13 protein-coding genes are annotated in these 17,947 nt (G+C 72.5%); 12 read left to right on the plus strand and 1 reads right to left on the minus strand.

Annotated elements, in window-relative coordinates; genetic code table 11:
* The 3 genes from ABFX54_RS47825 to ABFX54_RS47835 form a co-directional block, all read left to right on the plus strand.
* Window positions 1-1,966: helix-turn-helix transcriptional regulator (locus tag ABFX54_RS47825; RefSeq protein ID WP_346113776.1), on the plus strand; the 1,966-nt coding region annotated here is incomplete at its 5' end.
* 187 nt (window positions 1,967-2,153) lie between these two features.
* A complete protein-coding gene (locus tag ABFX54_RS47830; protein WP_346113777.1) occupies window positions 2,154-3,899 on the plus strand; it encodes a DJ-1/PfpI family protein in 1,746 nt (581 codons plus the stop codon).
* Between the two features lie 166 nt (window positions 3,900-4,065).
* Entirely contained in the window at window positions 4,066-5,823 is a 1,758-nt protein-coding gene (locus ABFX54_RS47835) for an HAL/PAL/TAL family ammonia-lyase (protein WP_346113778.1), read from the plus strand.
* Here ABFX54_RS47835 and ABFX54_RS47840 read toward each other — a convergent pair.
* A complete protein-coding gene (locus tag ABFX54_RS47840; protein WP_346113779.1) occupies window positions 5,780-6,445 on the minus strand; it encodes a TetR/AcrR family transcriptional regulator in 666 nt (221 codons plus the stop codon). The two genes, ABFX54_RS47835 and ABFX54_RS47840, sit on opposite strands and share 44 nt — an antisense overlap.
* Before the next feature lie 140 nt (window positions 6,446-6,585).
* Between ABFX54_RS47840 and ABFX54_RS47845 the strand changes: the two genes are divergently transcribed.
* From ABFX54_RS47845 to ABFX54_RS47885, 9 genes are all read left to right on the plus strand, one after another.
* Complete coding sequence (locus tag ABFX54_RS47845) at window positions 6,586-7,860, plus strand: NAD(P)/FAD-dependent oxidoreductase (protein ID WP_346113780.1); 1,275 nt, start codon at window positions 6,586-6,588, stop codon at window positions 7,858-7,860.
* A gap of 49 nt (window positions 7,861-7,909) precedes the next feature.
* Window positions 7,910-9,121: a cytochrome P450 gene (locus ABFX54_RS47850; RefSeq protein WP_346113781.1), complete on the plus strand. Its 1,212-nt coding sequence runs from the start codon at window positions 7,910-7,912 to the stop codon at window positions 9,119-9,121.
* A gap of 28 nt (window positions 9,122-9,149) precedes the next feature.
* A complete protein-coding gene (locus tag ABFX54_RS47855) occupies window positions 9,150-9,350 on the plus strand; it encodes a ferredoxin (RefSeq protein WP_106245718.1) in 201 nt (66 codons plus the stop codon).
* A gap of 230 nt (window positions 9,351-9,580) precedes the next feature.
* Window positions 9,581-10,405, plus strand: coding sequence for a pectate lyase (locus tag ABFX54_RS47860; RefSeq protein WP_346113782.1), 825 nt, complete (start codon window positions 9,581-9,583; stop codon window positions 10,403-10,405).
* Window positions 10,406-10,595: 190 nt separating this feature from the next.
* Complete coding sequence (locus ABFX54_RS47865; RefSeq protein ID WP_346113783.1) at window positions 10,596-11,801, plus strand: cytochrome P450; 1,206 nt, start codon at window positions 10,596-10,598, stop codon at window positions 11,799-11,801.
* Between the two features lie 6 nt (window positions 11,802-11,807).
* Window positions 11,808-12,503, plus strand: a complete 696-nt coding sequence (locus ABFX54_RS47870; protein WP_346113784.1) for a TetR/AcrR family transcriptional regulator — start codon at window positions 11,808-11,810, stop codon at window positions 12,501-12,503.
* Window positions 12,504-12,707: 204 nt separating this feature from the next.
* Window positions 12,708-14,372, plus strand: a complete 1,665-nt coding sequence (locus ABFX54_RS47875) for a glycosyltransferase family 2 protein (protein ID WP_346113785.1) — start codon at window positions 12,708-12,710, stop codon at window positions 14,370-14,372.
* An 80-nt stretch (window positions 14,373-14,452) separates the two neighbouring features.
* On the plus strand, window positions 14,453-15,196 hold the full coding sequence (locus tag ABFX54_RS47880; RefSeq protein WP_346113786.1) for a YoaK family protein: 744 nt from the start codon (window positions 14,453-14,455) through the stop codon (window positions 15,194-15,196).
* A 71-nt stretch (window positions 15,197-15,267) separates the two neighbouring features.
* The gene (locus ABFX54_RS47885; RefSeq protein WP_346113787.1) at window positions 15,268-17,907 is read left to right on the plus strand and encodes an MGH1-like glycoside hydrolase domain-containing protein; all 2,640 of its coding nucleotides are present in this window, start codon (window positions 15,268-15,270) and stop codon (window positions 17,905-17,907) included.
* The last annotated feature ends 40 nt before the right edge of the window (window positions 17,908-17,947 follow it).

Consider the following 17,947-nt stretch of genomic DNA (forward strand, 5'->3'; position numbering starts at 1 on the left):
GTCCGCGCTGTCCAGGGCCGCCGAGCTCACCGCCGACGGGCCGCGCCGCGGGCGCCGGCTCTGGGGCGCGGCACGGGCCGCCGTCCAGGGCGGGCTCACCGCCGCCGCCACCGATCTGCTCGACCATGCCGTACGCGAGCCGCACCTGGAGGAGGCCGACCGGATCGCCCTGGCGGCGGTACGGGCCATCGTGGCGGAGTTCGCGGGCTCGACCGAGGACGCGCTGGAGCTCATCAAGCCCTGGATCCCGCGCGCGCTGCGCATCGACCGGCGCCTGTTCACCCCCACCATCGCGATGTACGGTGACCTCGGCCTGCGCGCCAACCGGCCGGAAACCTGGGCCGACCTGGCCGGCTGGCTCGGCGAGGTCCCGCTGAACGAACCCGAGGACGAGGTCTTACGCCTCCTCCACCGCCTCAGTCTCACCCGGGCACGCCACCTCCGACGGCAACCGTCCTCCGGGCGTGCGGCGGGGTCCTACGGGGGTGAGGGCTCGGCCGGGATGGGGATGGCGGGGGCTCCGAGTGGCCGTGGCGGGTTCGAGGCGATCACCGATCCGGCCACGCTCACCCTGGCCGGGGGCGTCGCCCGGCAGCTCGGTGAGCATGAGCTGGGCCGGCGGCTCTACCGCGAGGCCGGGCGGCTGGCCCGGGCCGGTGGGTCGCTGGGTGCGCTGGCGTGGAACCTCGAATACCAGGCCGCCGACGAGCTCGCGCGGGGCAGGTTCGGGCTGGCCGAGGCTCATGCCGAGGAGGGCTGCCAGTTCGCCGCCGACGCCAGCCAGCCGAACACCGCCTGCCGCAACCGGGGGCTGCTGGCCCTGTGCGCCGCGCTCAGAGGACGGCCGGACGCCGCGCGGCTGGCATCCGAGGTGCTGGCCGAGGCGAGCGACCGCAAGCTGTGCGACGCGATGGCGTACGCCAGGCGGGCGCTGGGGCTGATCGAGCTGGTGGCCGGCCGGCACCGCGAGGCCGCCAGGCACTTCGAGTCGATCGGCGACTGGACCGCCGACCCTCCGCCCGACCTGGCCATGGGTGTCCTTCCCGACCTCGTCGAAGCCCTCGTACGCGCCGGCGAGAACGACCGCGCCATCGACGCGACAACCCGCTACGAGAAGTGGACCGGCCACACCCCCGAGCTCGCACCGGCTACGACCGGGCCTGAACCGGCGGCGGGACTCGGCGTCGCAGCGGACGTGGTGGCGCGGGTGGTGCCGGAGGTGGCGGCCCTTGTGGCTCGTTGCCGGGCTCTGGTCAGCACCGATGGTGGCGCGGACGGTCATTATGCCGAGGCGCTGCGCCTGCACGCGATGTCCGACTCGCCGTTCGAGTGCGCCCGTACCCAGTTGTTGTGCGGCGAGCAGTTGCGGCGGGACCGGCGGCGCAACGAGGCCCAGGTGCACCTGCGGGAGGCGGCCGACAGCTTCCGCCGCATGGGCGCCCATGCTTGGGCCGAGCGGGCGGAGGGCGAACTGCGCGCCACCGGCGAGTCGACCCGTCCCAGGACCGCCGGGGTGCCGTCACGTGGGAGGACCATCACTCGGGCGGCACACGCGGAAGCCACCGATGAGACGGCACGCGCGAGGGCCGCTGGCGAGCCGACGCCGGAGGAGGCGAACGGGGAGGCGACGCACGGGCCGGCGACGCGGGGCCAGACCGGCGGCGAGGTGGCACAGCGGGGTGCCACCGGCGAGTCTCGCGGTGCCGGCGACGAGTCCTTCGGTGCCACCGGCGAGTTTCGTGGTGCCGCCGGTGGATACGGGGATGCGCTGGGCATGTTCACCCCGCAGGAGTTGCGGGTCTCGCTGGCCGTCGCCGAGGGGTTGACGAACCGTGAGATCGCCGCCCGGCTGTTCCTCAGCCCGCGCACCGTGGACTACCACCTGCGCAAGGTCTTCCAGAAGGCCGGCATCACCTCCAGGGCCGAGCTCATCCGCCTGGTCCTGGCCGAACGCCTCGCCTCGTGACCAGATAAGCGCCTCGCCTCGTGGCTGAACGAGCGCCTCGCCACATGACCGGCCGAGCACCCGGTCCCGTGACCGGCCGAACACCTCACCCCGTGAACCAGGACCGGCGACTTCACTGATTCGGCCGTGGTGCCCTGTTTCCTAACGTCGGTGACGTCACGATCCCCCGTACGTCAGGAGTCCGGTCATGACCGCCCCCGACCCCACCAAGCCCCGCCCTGTACTCCGATTCATCTGGCACTACGTCGAGATGGTCATCGCGATGTTCGCCGGAATGCTGCTGCTCGACCCGTTATGGGGCCTGGTACTACCCCCAGACACAGGGACGGACGTGGACGTCCTGGTCATGGCCGCCGACATGGTCATCGGCATGACGGTCTGGATGCGGGTGCGCCGCCACCACTGGGCCGCCGTCGCGGAGATGGGGGTGGCGATGTTCGCGCCGTTCCTGATCCTGCTCGTCCCCTACTGGTTCGGTGTGCTGGCGGGCCATGTGGTGATGTCAGCCGGTCACGTGCTCATGTTCGTCTTCATGGCGCTGGCCATGCTGCGGCGGCGTGCGGAGTACACGCGCCACTCCCACCGCCTCACCATCAACCCGAAGTGGGCGAAGAGGGCGGCGGTGGTGCTGGTCGCGCTGCTCGTCCCGGGGGCGGTGGCCGCGGTGAACACGATCGGCAAGTTCGCCGACCTGTACGAGCGGCGCGAGGGCACCGTGTCGGTCAAGCCCGTGCCGCGCACGCACGACCCGGCCAAGCCCACGGTGGCCCTGCTGACCAGTAGCGAGGGCACGAACGTGGCCGACCTGCTGGGCCCGTACGAGGTGCTGGCGGGCACCGGCCGGGTGAACACCTACATCGTCGCGGCCGGCCCGGGGACGGCCCCCTTGACCGGCGGGCTGGACCTGGTGCCCGACCTGACGTTCGAACAGCTGGCGGACGTGCTGACCGATCACAACGACAGCCTGGACGCCATCATGATCCCGGCGCTGCAGCAGCCGCCCGCCGCGGAGCACACCGCGATCAACGACTGGCTGCGGCGCCAGTCGGCCGCGGGGACGCTGACGGTCAGCGTCTGCAGGGGCGCGCAGGCGTTCGCGGAGAGCGGGCTGCTCGACGGCAGGACGGCCACCTCGCACTGGCTGCGCCTGGCCGGGCTGCGCGCCGCCTTCCCCCAGGTGAAGTGGGTGGCCGGCACGCGGTACGTGGACGACGGCAACGTGATCAGCACGGCCGGTGTGCTGTCCGGCGTCGACGGCGCCCTGCGGATCCTCGAGCGGCTGGTCGACGGGGACACCGCGCGGGCGGCGGCAGACCGGGTGCACTGGCGGCACTACTCCCCCTTCACCGCGGGGAGCATCCCCGAGTCGGCCGTGGAGCCGCTGGACGCGGTCGTGGGCATCAACTCCTCCTACCTGACCGGGCCTTCGACCATCGGCGTCCAGGTCGTGGAGGGGGTCGGGGAGCTGGAGCTGGCCTCGGCGTTCATCTCCTACACCGAGCACGCCATGGTCGGCAGGACGCTCGCGATCGGCGAGGCGGCGGTGCGTTCCCGGCACGGGCTGACGTTCGTGCCCCGCGCGTCGACCGCCGCCGGGGTGGGCCGGCTGCTGGTGCCCGGCCTGGACGCGTTCCGCCGCAAGGTCGCGGGGACCGGTGGCGAGGTGCGGCCCGAGTACCTGCACACCACGGAGGAGTTCGCGTTCGATCCGGTGGTGCGCGACATCGCCCGTACGTATGACGTGCGGACGGCGCTGTGGACGGCGAAGACGCTGGAGTACCCGGTGATGGACGTCGAGCTGCGCGGCAGCGCCTGGCCGTGGGTGGCCACCGCGGTGCCGCTGGTGCTCGCGCTGCTGGGCGCGGCGGCGGCGATCGGTTCCTTCGCGCTGGTACGCCGCCTCCGCACCCGCACCACGACCCAACCCGCATGACACGCGGCGGCAGGGAAGGAGGCCATATCTCTCCGAAGGGGAGGTAAGCACTCACCCCGCCCCCGACGAGCCGCCCCCGCCCCCACCCCTCCCCGGGGCTATAAACGGAGCCGCATCGATCGGCACCACGAGGGCCCGGGGGACCAGGATGATCAGAGTGGGACGGATGGCCACGGGAGCGGGCCTGCTCGCCGCCCTGTTCGTGCCCGGTCAGGCGACCGCCGAGCCCGACCGGCCCGCGATCCCGCCGGCTCCGGTGCTGGGCCTGGCGCTGGACGGGAAGTCGTTCTCGCTGCGCGACGCGTTCGCGATCCTGGACGGCCGCCCGATCAACGCCCGCCTCGCCCCCGACGTGGCCGAGGCCATGGACAGGACGCGGGCGGGCGCGCTGGCCGCCCTGGACAGCCAGCGGGTGTACGGGTGGAACCAGGCGCTCGGCCCGCTGAAGGACCGCCCGCTCTCGCCCGAGCAGGCCGAGCAGTTCCAGCGCAACGTGCTGCGCTCCCACGCGGCGGGCGTCGGCGAGCCGCTGCCGGACGACGTGGTCAGGCTGGCCCTGGTCATCAAGGCGAACCAGATGGCCAGGGGCACGGTCGGCGTCCGCCCGGCGGTGCCGCAGCGGCTGCTGGCCATGGTCAACGCCGGGGTCGTGCCCCGGATGCCGGGGATCGGCTCGCTCGGCACCGGTGACCTGCAGCCGCAGGCGGCGGCGGGGCTGGCGGCGCTCGGCGGGGAGGCGCCCGTACGCTACCGGGGCATGGAGGGGCCGGCCTCCGCGATGTTGCCGAGGGCGGGGCTGCCGCGCGACTTCACGTTCCAGGCGGGTGAGGCGCTGCCGATCGTGAGCGGCAGCACCGTGGTGGCCGCCTTGCTGATGCAAGCCGTGCACCGGGCCACCGCGCTGGCCGATCAGGCGGAGGGGGCCTTCGCCCTGTTCATGGAGGCGACCAGGGCGGAGCGGGGGTCGCTGGACGCGCGTACGCACAAGGAGCGCCACATCCCCGAGGAGAACGCGGTCGCCGCGCGGCTGCGCGCGATGGTGGCGGGCTCGGGCTGGATGACGGAGGAGGGCCGAAGGCGGCTCGACCCGGAGAACTACGAGCCGCGCATCCAGGACGCCGTGTCGGTGCGGGCGGCGCCGCACATCCTGGCCGGGCTGCGCCAGGTGCTCGCCGAGGCCCGCCAGGCGCTGGTGCGGGAGGCGAACTCCTCGACCTCCAACCCGCTGATCTTCCGGCGCGAGCAGGGCCGCGGGTACGAGTTCGTGATGGGCGGCAACTGGGACGGCTCCGTCATGGGTCATCTCGCCGACAGCCTGAACGCCGAGCTCACCGACGTCGGCGTCCTGTCGGAGGGGTTGTCGGGACGGCTGCTGTCGCCCAGGTGGAGCTACGGCCTGCCGGCCAACCTCGCGGGCGGGAGCGTCGGGCTGAACTCCGGGATGGTGCAGGTCCAGACGGTGGCCGCCGCCCTGGTCCCGGAGATGCAGGTCAGGGCGACCCCGGCGGGCACGCTGTCGCGGCCGGTCAAGGACGGCCAGGAGGACCACAACACGATGGCCATGGCCTCGGTACGGGACCTGCACGAGAACCTCGACCGGCTGGAGATCATCCTCGCGGTGCAGTACCTGATGGCGGCCCAGGGCATCGACCTCATCGCGGCCAAGATGGCGGGCCTGCCGCTCGGCCCGGTCACGCGTACGCTGCACGCGGAGCTCAGGAGGTACGTGCCGCCGCTGGCCGACGACCGCTACATGACGCCGGACCTGGAGCAGGTGATCGGGCTGGTGCGCGGGCGCCGGCTGGTCCCCGTCATCCCCCGCCCCATCGTCCCGCGTCCCGCGCCCTCCGCCGCGACGCCCGGCCCGCGCGACCCCGGCGTCAGCGCTGCGGCGGCCCGGCGTCCAGCCGGAACAGCGCGCTGAACAGCGGCCACACCAGCTTGGCCATCTCGGCCGGGGTGCGGGGACAGCCGTGCTGGAGCCAGTCGGCGGCCACCCCGATGATCGCCCCGGCCGTGAACGCCGCCGGCACGTCGAGCGGCGTCTCCCCGGACGACCCGGACGATCCCGGCACCTCCCCGGACTGCCCGTCGAAGACCGTGCCGCTCGTGTGCACCTGGCCCAGCCGCTCGCGCACCCCCGCCGTGGCCCGCCGCCGGATGTGGTCGACGACGCGCGCGCTGCCCTGCGGCCCCAGCAACGCCCGGTAGAGCCCCGCGTGCTCGGCCAGCGCGGCGAAGAACGCCTCAAGCGACCGGGTCGCCTCCGACTCGGGATCGGCCATGCCGGGCGCCGGGCTGGGCAGGGACTCGATCAGCCGGTCGATCATCGCCGTGCACGCGGCCTCGGCCAGCTCGTGCACGTCGCGGAAGTGGTCGTAGAAGGTCGAACGGCTCACGCCGGCCCGCTCGGCGACGTCGGCGACGGTGATCCTGGACAGGTCCTGCTCCTCGACCAGCTTGATCAGCGCGCGCGCCAGCGCCGCGTGGGTGCGGCGCACGCGCCGATCGCCCGAAGGGGCGCGGTCGTCTTTCGTGGTGCCCACACCGTTCACCCTACCGCCTGCCTACATATGCAGGTTTTCCTACAGATGAAGGGTAAAGTGGGCGCGACACGACGCGAAAGGACCACATCCATGCCGACATGTGCCGGCCGGGCCACCCCGCACCATCGGAGCGAGACGGCGTGACCCCGCCAGGGAGCATCCTGATCGTGGGCGCCTCGGCCGCCGGTCTGAGCACCGCGGAGGCGCTGCGGCGGCACGGCCACGAGGGCCGCCTGACGCTGCTGGACGCCGAGCCGCACCTCCCCTATGACCGGCCGCCGCTGTCCAAGCAGGTCCTGGCCGGAACGTGGGAGCCGGCCAAGGCCCAGCTCCGCTCGACCGCGCAGCTTGAGGCGCTGGGCGCCCGGTTCGTCCGGGGCGAGCGCGCGGTCGCGCTGGACGCCGGGACGCGCTCGGTCACCACGGCCTCGGGCCGCGTGCTCCGCGCCGACGCGGTGGTGATCGCCACCGGCCTGACCGCCCGCGGCCTGCCCGGCCAGAACAGCCAGAACGGGCAACACAGCGCGAACAGCCTGAACGGCCAGGACTGCCAGGACGGCCAGGACGGGCAGGACGGCCAGGACGGGCTGGCGGGCGTGCACACGCTGCGCGGCCTGGACGACGCCCTCACCCTGCGTACCCACCTGACCGGCGCCACGCGGCTCGTGGTCGCGGGCGAGGGCGTGCTCGGTGCGGAGATCGCCGCCACCGCCCGCGGCCTCGGCCTGGACGTCACGCTCGCCGGCCTGGGCCACACCCTGCTCGGCGACCAGCTCGGCGACGTGATCGGCGCCCTGCTCGGCCGCCTGCACACCGATCGCGGGGTCCGGCTCCGGCTCGGCGCCGCCGTCGAGTCGCTGACCGGCGCGAACGGCCGGGTCACCGGGGTACGGCTGGCCACCGGCGAGTTGCTGCCCGCAGACGCGGTGGTGGTGGCCATCGGCTCACGCCCGGCGACCGGCTGGCTGGAGGGAAGCGGGCTGAGCCTGGGCGACGGCGTGGAGTGCGACACGCGCTGCCGCGCCGCAGAAGGCGTCTACGCCGTGGGCGACGTGGCCGCGTTCGAGCACGAGGGGCTGGGCCGGCGGCTGCGGCTGGAGAACCGCACCAACGCCACCGAGCAGGCCCAGGTGGTGGCGGCCAACGTGCTCGGCGCCGACCGCCCGTACACGCCGGTCCCCTATTTCTGGACCGACCAGTACGACGTCAAGCTGCAGGCGCACGGCCTGCCCTCGCCGGACGCCGAGGTGAGCATCACCGAGGGCGATCCCGAGCAGGGGCGTTTCGCCGCCGTCTACCGCGAGGGCGGCCAGATCACCGGCGTGCTCGGCTGGAACATGCCCAAGCAGGCCCGCGTCCTGCGGCAGCGCTCGCTCGGCGCCTGGCAGCGCCCCCAGCCCCTCTCATCCGCATGACGCCGTCCCGCGGACGGCCGATCATCTGTCGCACACGAGGAGATGCCGAATGAGTATCGACGAGCAGGTCCTGAACTACCCGATCCCGGCCGCCGCGCCGCTCGACCCGCCCGCGGAGTGGGCGGAGCTGCGCGGCACGTGCCCGGTGGCGCACGTCCGGCTGCCCAGCGGCGACCAGGCCACGCTGCTGACCCGGTACGACGACGTCAAGCAGGTGCTGGCCGACCCGCGGCTGACCCGCCAGCTGAGCGCCCCCGACGCGGCCCGGCTGACGGCCGAAGGCGGCGGGGTGTTCGACAGCGAGGTGTCGCAGATCATCCCCGACTCCGGCGAGGAGCATCTGCGCTGGCGGCGCCTGGTCGGCAAGTGGTTCACCGCCAAGCGCATGGCGGCGCTGCGCCCTCGGATGGCGCGGATCGCCGATGACCTCATCGACGAGATGGTCGAGCGCGGCGCTCCCGGCGACCTCAGGGCCGGGCTCGGGTTCCCGCTGCCGGTGTACGTCATCTGCGACATGCTCGGGGTACCGGCCGAGGACCGGGAGCGCTTCTCGTACTGGTCCGACACCCTGCTCAACCTCACCCGCTACAGCCGCGAGGAGATCGAGGCCGCGCAGACGGAGTTCTTCGCGTATATGTCCGGTCATGTCTCGGCCAAGCAGGATAACCCGGGCGAGGACCTGCTCAGCGAGCTGATCGCGGCCGGCGGCCCCGACGACGGCGGCCTGTCCGACCTGCAGATCCTGGTCACCGGCATGGCGCTGCTCGTCGCCGGGCACGAGACCACCGCCAACATGATCGGCAAGATGGTCTCCATGCTGCTGGCCGACCGTACCCGCTGGGAGGCGCTGCTGGCCGATCCGGCGCTGATCCGCACCGCGGTGGAGGAGACGCTGCGCCTGGACGCCAACTCCGGCTTCGGCCTGCCGCGCTACCTGCCCGTCGAGACCGAGGTCGGCGGCACGGTCCTGCCCAAGGGCACGACCGTCATCTGCAGCATGGCCGCCGCCAACCGCGACGAGAGCGCCTTCGAGGCCGCCGCCGAGATGGACCTGACCCGCAGCCCGAACCCGCACCTGTCCTTCGGCTCGGGGGCGCACTCCTGCCTGGGGCAGTCGCTGGCGCGTACCGAGCTGCAGGTCGTGCTGGAGGTGCTGCTGCGCAGGCTGCCCGGCCTGGAGCTGGCCGTGCCGGTGGCGGAACTGGAGCGTGTGGAGGGGCTCGCCGTCGGCGGCCTGCGCGCCGTGCCCGTCCGCTGGTGAAACCGATCGATCACAAGGGAGTTCCCGCATGAAAGTCACCGTCGACGAGGACAAGTGCTGCGGCGCCGGCCAGTGCGTGCTGCTCGCGCCCGAGGTGTTCGACCAGCGCGAGGAGGACGGCATCGTGCTCCTGCTCGACGCCGAGCCGGGCCCGGACCAGCACGCCCTGGTCCGTGAGGCGGCCGCAGTCTGCCCCGCCGCCGCCATCGAGGTGACCGAGGACGCCTGAGCGTCGGGGACCGGCTCCCTGAGGGCGCCGGGACCGTCCCGACTTGAAAGTTTCACTCGTGGAAATGCCGGGTGTCATGTCCTGACCGGGCATGACACCCGTTGCTCCGGTACGGCCGCGCGGCGCTTCGTTGACGCCCGGAAAGCGCTTTCCTACCCTCACAGGAGTTCTCCACCGGCCCGCCCCTCGCGCACCCGCGTGCACGAGAGGCCGTACACAAGGAGTCGAATGTGAGCAGGACGATCCTGACCCGGATGGCGGCGGCGATCGTCGCCGCCCTGGCCGTCGCGGGCGGCGTCGGCAGCCGCCGCGGCGCCACCGCCGCCGCCTCGGGCACCATCACCGGCACCACCATCGGCACCACCGCCGCCGCCTGGCCGTCGCCGAGCGGTCAGCGGGCGGTCGGCGCCACCATCAACGTGTCGGGCACGCTCGACGGCGGGATGGTCCGTCACTACGGCACCGGCGACCTGGGCAGCGGCGGCCAGGACGAGGGCCAGGACCCGATCTTCAAGCTGGCGAACGGGGCCGTGCTGAGGAACGTCATCCTCGGCTCCCCCGCCGCCGACGGCATCCACTGCTCCGGCACCTGCACGCTGCAGAACGTCTGGTGGGAGGACGTCGGCGAGGACGCGGCCACGTTCAAGGGCACCTCGTCGTCGCAGACGATGACCATCGACGGCGGCGGTGCCCGCTCGGCCAGCGACAAGGTCTTCCAGCACAACGGCCCGGGCACGATGTACATCAGGAACTTCGAGGTGAGCAACTTCGGCAAGCTCTACCGCTCGTGCGGCAACTGCTCCACCCAGCACAAGCGCGACGTCGTCATCTCCAACGTGACGATCACCGCCCCCGGCAAGTCGCTCGCCGGGATCAACACCAACTACGGCGACACCGCGCGCTTCTCTGGCGTCACCATCATCGGCGACTCCAGCAGGAAGATCGTGGTCTGCGAGAAGTACCGGGGCGTGACCAGCGGCGAGCCCACCAAGATCGGCTCAGGCGCCGACGGCGTCAACTGCCTCTACTCCAGCTCGGACATCACCTACCGCTGACCCCGCCGGGAACGGCGACGCCTCCCCCAGGGCCGTGAGCGCGACCACGCTCACGGCCCTTCCCTGCCGAAGGGAGGCGGAGACTTGGCACGACTTTGAGTCACTTGACTTAAGGTAAGCGGCATGACTTGGATACCATCGAGCCGGCGTCCATCAGGCGTCTGGCCACCACTCGACGGGGGGAACGGCCGTGACCGGAGCACCCGAATACCCCTTCCGCAATCCCACCGCGCTGGAGCCGCCGCCTGAGTGGGCCGAGCTGCGCCAAGGCTGCCCGGTGGCGCCGATCCGGCTGGCCAGCGGCGACGAGGCGCTGCTGCTGACCCGGTACGACGACGTCAAACAGGTCCTGTCCGACCCGCGTTTCACCCGACGGCTCGACGCCGAGGACGCGGCGCGGGTCACCGCGAACGAGTCGGGCGGCGTGTTCGGCGGCGCCCTCACCGGCGCGAGCACCATGACCGGCGAGCACCACCGGGCCTGGCGGCAACTGGTCGGCAAGGCGTTCACCGCCAAGCGGGTGACCGCGATGCGGCCCAGGATCCAGGCCATGACCGAGCGGCTCGTGGCGCGGATGGTCGAGGCGGGGCAGCCGGCCGATCTGGTCTCCTTCGTCGGGTTCCCGCTGCCGGTGTGGGCGATCTGCGACCTGCTGGGGGTGCCCGGCTCCGACCGGGACCGGTTCGCGTACTGGTCGGACACCATGCTGAGCATGACCAGGTTCACCCAGGAGGAGATCGACGCCGCGCAGGCGGAGTTCGACGCGTACCTGGTCGCGCTGATCGAGGCGAAGCGGGCCGCGCCGGGCGACGACCTGATCAGCGAACTGCTCTCGATGGTCGAGGGGCTGGACGGGCGGCTGACCGAGCGGTTGCTGAGGGGCACGGCCAAGGGGCTGCTGGTCGCCGGGCACGAGACCACCGCCAACATGATCGGCAAGATGATGTCGATGCTGCTGGCCGACCGTACCCGCTGGGAGGCGCTGCTGGCCGACCGCGCGCTGATCCGGCCGGCGGTGGAGGAGTCGCTGCGCTTCGACGCCAACCCCGGCTTCGGCATGCCGCGCTACCTCAGCGAGGAGGTGGAGGTGGCCGGCGAGCGGCTGCCGGGCGGCACCACCGTGATCTGCAGCATGGCCGCGGCCAACCGGGACGAGCGGCAGTTCGAGCGGGCCGCCGAGATGCGGCTGGACCGCTCGCCCAACCCGCACCTGGCCTTCGGTGTCGGCCCGCACTCCTGCCTCGGCCAGGCGCTGGCCCGCACCGAGTTGCAGACCGTGCTGAAGGTCCTGCTCGATCGGCTGCCCACGCTGGAGCCGGCCGTCCCCGCCACCGGGCTGCGGCGCCGCGAGGGGCTGATCGTGGGAGGGTTGGAAGAGGTTCAGGTCCGATGGTGAGGCGTCGTGGCAGATGAGCAGGGCAGGGGGCGCAGGCCGGTGGTGAGCGGGGCCGGGAGGGGCGAGCGGGCGCAGGAGACGCGGGAGGCCATCCTCGACGCCGCCGAACGGCTGTTCGCCGAGCACGGGGTCGGCGACGTCTCCAACCGCCAGATCGCCCAGGCGGCCGGGCAGGCGAACAACTTCGCCGTCGGCTACCACTTCGGCGCCAAGCCCGATCTCGTACGCGCGATCGTACGCCGCTACACCACGGAGACCGAGGGACGGCGCCTGCGCATGCTGGCGGCGCTCGACGACTCGGGCGAATCCGGCGACCTGCGCGCCTGGATCTCGTGCCTGGTGCGCCCGGCCACCGACCACCTCGACGCGCTGGGCGTGCCCTGCTGGCGGGCCCGGTGCCTGGCGCAGTTCGACACCGTTCCCGGCCTGCGCCGGATCGTCGTCGACGAGTCCGTGTCCACGCCCTCGATGCGGCGGACGCTGGAGGGCATGTTCCGCCTGCTGCCCGAGCTGCCGGAGGAGGTGCACCGCGAACGCAGTGACATGAGCCGCCTGCTCGTCGTGCACACGCTGGCCGAGCGCGAACGGGCGCTGCACGAGGGGGGCGGCACGGCGCGGAGGAGCTGGGAGGCCACCGCGACCGGGCTCGTTGACGCGCTGGCCGGTCTGTGGCCGGCCCCGGTGACGACGGAAACGGGCTGAGGGCCGCGTTGTTTCGCCGTGATGTGCGGTGCCGGGCGGGAGTCAGTGTGCGGTGGACTCCTGGTCATTTCCTGGGTGAATTCTGACAGCTCTGACGTGGGACAATACTTGCGCACCGCCTTACAAGTCGGCCTTTTTCCCAGTTATGTGCCTTAAAGTAGGGCGCCGTCCGTCCGGGCCGATCAGTAAGGAGCATTCGCGCGCATGTCCGTCACTCCTCTCGACCCGGCCGGCGGGGGCGACGTCCGGCGGGTGCGGGGCAACGACTACCGGGTGCTCCAGCCGCCCGATCTCTTCACCCCCGAACTCCGGGTGAGCGTGATCATCCCCGCCTACGGCGCCCAGGAGAAGCTGGACCTGGTGCTGCAGGGGCTGGCACGGCAGACGTACCCGGCGGAGCTGACCGAGATCATCGTCGTGGACAACGGCAGCTCGCCCCCGCTGCGGCTGCCGGAGGGCACGGCGGCCCGGCTGATCGTCTGCGACCGGCCCGGCCGGGCCAACGCGCGCAACGCCGGGCTGGCCGAGGCCAAGGGCGACGTCATCCACTGGCTCGACTCCGACGTGGTGCTCACGCCCGGCGCCGTCGAGGCGCACATGCGCTGGCACCACGCCGCCCCCTACCTCTCCGTCACCGGCTACATCCGCTTCACCTCCGCGCCGCTGCCCGCCGAACTACCCGAGGACCTGGAGGCGGCGTTCGAGCCGGCGGAGCCGCACACCTGGCTGGTCGGCCTGGTCGAGCGGACCAACGGACTCATCGGCCACACGGCCCGCCCGTTCAGCCTGCACGTGGGCGGAGCCACCTCGGTCGGCCGCCGCCTCGTCGAGGCCGCCGGGCCCATGGACGACGACCTGATCCTCGGCCAGGACACCGAGATGGGCTACCGCCTCGCGCAGGCGGGCGCGGTGTTCATCCCGGAGCCGCGGGCGCGGGCGTACCACCTCGGCCCGACCATGCGCATGCGCGAGCAGCAGCGCATCGACCGGGTCAGCCACGCCTTCGTCGCCGACCGCATCCCCGCCTACCAGTGGCTGCGCACGCATCCGGCGCGGCAGTGGAAGGTGCCGTACGTGACCGCGGTCGTGGACGGCACGGCCGGGTACGAGGCCGTGCGCGCCAGCGTGGACGCCCTGCTCGCCGCCACAGTCGCGGACCTGTCGGTGGTCGTCGTCGGCCCCTGGGACACGCTCGACCGCGACCGGCGCGCCCCGCTCAAGGATCCGAACCTGGACCTGGTCCTGGTGCACGGCCACTACGAGCACGAGGCCCGGGTACGCCTGGCGGCCACCGAGGAGGTGGACCCGTCCACGCCCTTCGTGCTGCGCCTGCCCGCGGGGTGGGCGCCCGGCGAGGACAGCCTGGCCCGGCTGCTGGCGCTGGCCCGCAACGAGGCGCTCGGCCTGGTCGAGGTGCTGCTGCGGGAGTCGCCAGAGGGGGTCGTCTCGGCCCGGCTCGAACGGGTGTCCGCCTTCGCCCGCGCCCGGCTGGTCGCCCGGCCCGACGAGTCCCTCGACGACGTCGTGGACGAGGTCTCGGGCGTGCGGTGGGTGGACGCCGAGACGTACGACTTCAGCGACGAACCGGGCGAGCTGGTGGGGCGGCGCTCGGCGTACAAGGCGAGGGTGCGGGCCGAGACCGAGGCGGCCAGGCTGGCCAAGGAGGCCGAGCGGCTGCGCGAGCAGGTGGCCAAGTGGCGCGACGAGGCGGCGCGCTGGCGCAAGAGCACGGTGGAGCTGCGCAGGGAGGTCGGCACGCTGCGCCGCGAACTCCACGCCGCCCAGCGCGACCAGCGGGCGCGGCGCGGCATGCGCGCGATCCTGGCCGGCCGGATGAAACGCGCCCTCGGCCGCAGAACCCGCAACTGACCGGCCCCCGCCCCGGTTGATCCTGGGGCAGGTCAGCGCGCCTGCGGGAGGTGGCGGGGCGGGCGGCGGAGCATGGGAGGATGCTGCACGGCAACCGGGTGCCCGTCCTGAGCCTGGCGCTGGCCTCGGGGGCGGTCGACGCCTTCACCTTCCTCGCCCTCGGCCAGGTCTTCACCTCCAACATGACCGGCAACCTGGTCCTGCTCGGCGTCTCGGCGGGCCACGGCCGGCTGGCCGACGCGGTCGGCTCGGTGGTGGCGCTGATCGCCTTCACCTGCGGCCTGGGCGCCGCCTTCCGCTTCCTCGGCCGGCTCACCGGCTGGTCGGCCCGCATCAGGGTGGCCGTCGGCGTCGAGCTGGCGCTGCTGGCCGGCCTGGCCGTCGCCTGGGCGCTGACCCAGGGCCCAGGTTCGGCGCCGGCGCAGGGCCTGGGATCGGCGTTGTCGGAGAGCTCCCAGTCGGTGTCGCAGGACCCGGGTTCGATGGTCGCCGATGAGGTGCGGCTGGTGATGATCGCCGCCGCCGCGGTCGCCATGGGCGTGCAGAGTGCGGTGACGCATCGGCTGCACACGTTCGTGGGGTCGACGACGTTCATCACGGGGGCGCTGACCAGCTCGCTCTTCCGCCACCTCACGCCCGGCACCGGCGAGCCGCACCTGGCCGGGCTGATCGCCGTGCTGCTCGCCGTGGTCTGCGGGGCCGCCGCCGCGACCATCTGCGTGTGGGCGCTGCCCGCCGCCGCTCCCCTGATCGCGCTCGCGGGCGTGACCACGACCCTGGTCTCCAGCGCCTTCGTCCGGCCGCCGCGGGCGAGCCCGCCATGAGTCGGCGGGCACACCGGGACCTCACCGTCCGGGGATGAGGCAGGAATTCGTACGAGGAGGATGCTGCGTAGATGGATGCCGAACGGATACGACTGGCGCAGTCGGCCGCTCCTGACGCGCCGTGGCGCCGGTGGGGCCCGTACCTGAGCGAACGTCAATGGGGCACCGTCCGCGAGGACTACAGCGCGAACGGCGACGCGTGGAACTACTTCCCGCACGATCACGCCCGCTCCCGGGCCTACCGCTGGGGTGAGGACGGTCTCGGCGGCGTCAGCGACGACAAGCAGCGGCTCTGCCTGTCGATGGCGCTGTGGAACGGCAGGGACCCGATTCTCAAGGAGCGCCCGTTCGGGCTGACGAACGGCGAGGGCAATCACGGCGAGGACGTGAAGGAGTACTACTTCTACCTCGACAGCACGCCCACCCACTCCTACCTGCGCTATCTGTACAAATACCCGCAGGCGGCCTTCCCCTACGACGACCTCGTGCGCACGAGCGCGGCCAGGGACCGGCGCGCCTTCGAGTACGAGCTGCTCGACACGGGCGTCTTCGCGGGCGACCGCTACTTCGACGTGTTCGTCGAGTACGCCAAGGCCGCCCCGGACGACCTGCTCATGCTCGTCACCGTGGCCAACCGGGGCCCTCAGGAGGCGGTGCTCCACGTCCTGCCGACGCTGTGGTTCCGCAACACCTGGTCGTGGGGGCAGGGCGCGGACCGGCCCGGCATGCGGGCCGCCGAGCCGGGCGTGATCAGGGCCGAGCATCGGGAGCTGGGCGCGTACCGGCTGTACTGCTCGGCGGACGTCCCGCTGCTGTTCACCGAGAACGAGACGAACCACGAGCGCCTGCACGGGAGCCGCAACGCCACGCCGTACGTCAAGGACGGCATCGGCCGGCACGTGGTCGGCGGGGAGGCCGGCGCGGTCAACCCGGCGCTCACGGGGACGAAGGCCGCCGCGCACCACACATTGACCGTGCCCGCGGGCGGCGAGGCGACCGTCCGTGTCCGCCTCACCAAGGAGGACGTGCCGGATCCGCTCGGCGCCGGTTTCGACGCGGTGATGATCGCGAGAAGGGAGGAGGCCGACGCCTTCTACGCCACGCTGACCTCGGACGCGATGGGGCCGGACGAGGCGCTCGTGCTCCGGCAGGCGCTGTCGGGCCTGCTGTGGAGCAAGCAGTACTACCTCTTCGACGTGGAGACCTGGCTGGCCGAGCACGGCGCCGACCCGTGGACCCGCACCGGGCAGCGCAACCACGCCTGGTACGACCTCGACGCCGACGACATCCTGCTCATGCCGGATAAATGGGAGTATCCCTGGTTCGCCGCCTGGGACCTGGCCTTCCACGCCGTCGCGCTGGCCATGGTGGACCTCGACCTGGCCAAGCACCAGATCGAGGTGCTGCTCGGCGAGCGGTACCTGCATCCCAACGGCCAGGTGCCGGCGTACGAGTGGGCGTTCGGCGACGTCAACCCGCCTGTGCAGGCGTGGGCCGCGCGCTTCATCAACAGCATGGACCGCGGGCTCGACGGTCACAGCGACCTGGACTTCATCGAGCGGGTGTTCCAGAAGCTGCTGGTCAACTTCACCTGGTGGGTCAACCGCAAGGACCCGGACGGCCGCAACGTGTTCCAGGGCGGCTTCCTCGGCCTGGACAACGTCGGCGTGTTCGACCGTAGCGCGGCGCTGCCGACGGGCGGGACGCTCGACCAGGCCGACGGCACGGCGTGGATGGCGTTCTACACGCAGACGATGGTGCAGCTGGCCGCCGAGCTCTCTGACCGCTCGCCCGCGTACGAGGATCTGGCCGTGCGGTTCGCCACGCACTTCCTGCGCATCTCCGCCGCGACCGACCGGATCGGCGAGGTGAAGGAGGAGATGTGGGACGAGGCGGACGGGTTCTTCTACGACGTGCTGCGCCTGCCCGGCGGTGACGCCGTCAGGCTCAAGGTGCGTTCGCTGGTGGGGCTGCTGCCGCTCTGCGCGACGACGGTGTTCACGCCGCGCCCCGACGAGAGCGACGCCCGCCTGTACAACCGGGTCAGGGAGTTCGCGCGCCGCCATCCCGACCTGGCCGCGGGCATGTCGGCGGCCGACCGGCCCGGCGTCGGCGGCCGGCGCATGCTGTCGCTGCTGGACGAGCGGAAGCTGCGGCGGGTGCTGGCGCGCATGCTCGACGAGGAGGAGTTCCTGAGCCCGTACGGGATCCGCTCGCTGTCGCGGCACCACGCCGCGCACCCGTACACGTTCCACGTGGGCGAGCAGGAGTACCGGGTGGCGTACCTGCCGGCCGAGTCGGACAGCGGGCTGTTCGGCGGCAACTCCAACTGGCGCGGCCCGGTGTGGTTCCCGGTCAACGCCCTCATCGTCCGGGCGTTGCAGCACCTGCACGCCTTCTACGGCGACGACTTCACGGTGGAGTGCCCGACGGGCTCGGGCAACCGGATGACCCTCTACCAGGTGAGCGAGGAGATCTCCGCCCGCCTGGTCCGCCTCTTCCTGCGGGACGCGAGCGGGCGGCGGCCGGTGTACGGAGGGCAGCGGACCTTCCAGGAGGATCCGCACTGGCGGGATCTGATCCAGTTCCACGAGTACTTCCACGGCGACGACGGCGCCGGCCTGGGTGCGGCGCACCAGACGGGGTGGACCGCGCTCGTGGCCGTCCTGCTGATCATGAAGGATCGGCTCTCCGCCGCCGACGTTTACTGACGGATTTACAGCAATCGGGAAAATCCCCATAAATCCGGAT

This window comes from Nonomuraea maheshkhaliensis, from assembly GCF_039529435.1.
GTDB classification, from domain to species: Bacteria; Actinomycetota; Actinomycetes; order Streptosporangiales; family Streptosporangiaceae; genus Nonomuraea; species Nonomuraea maheshkhaliensis.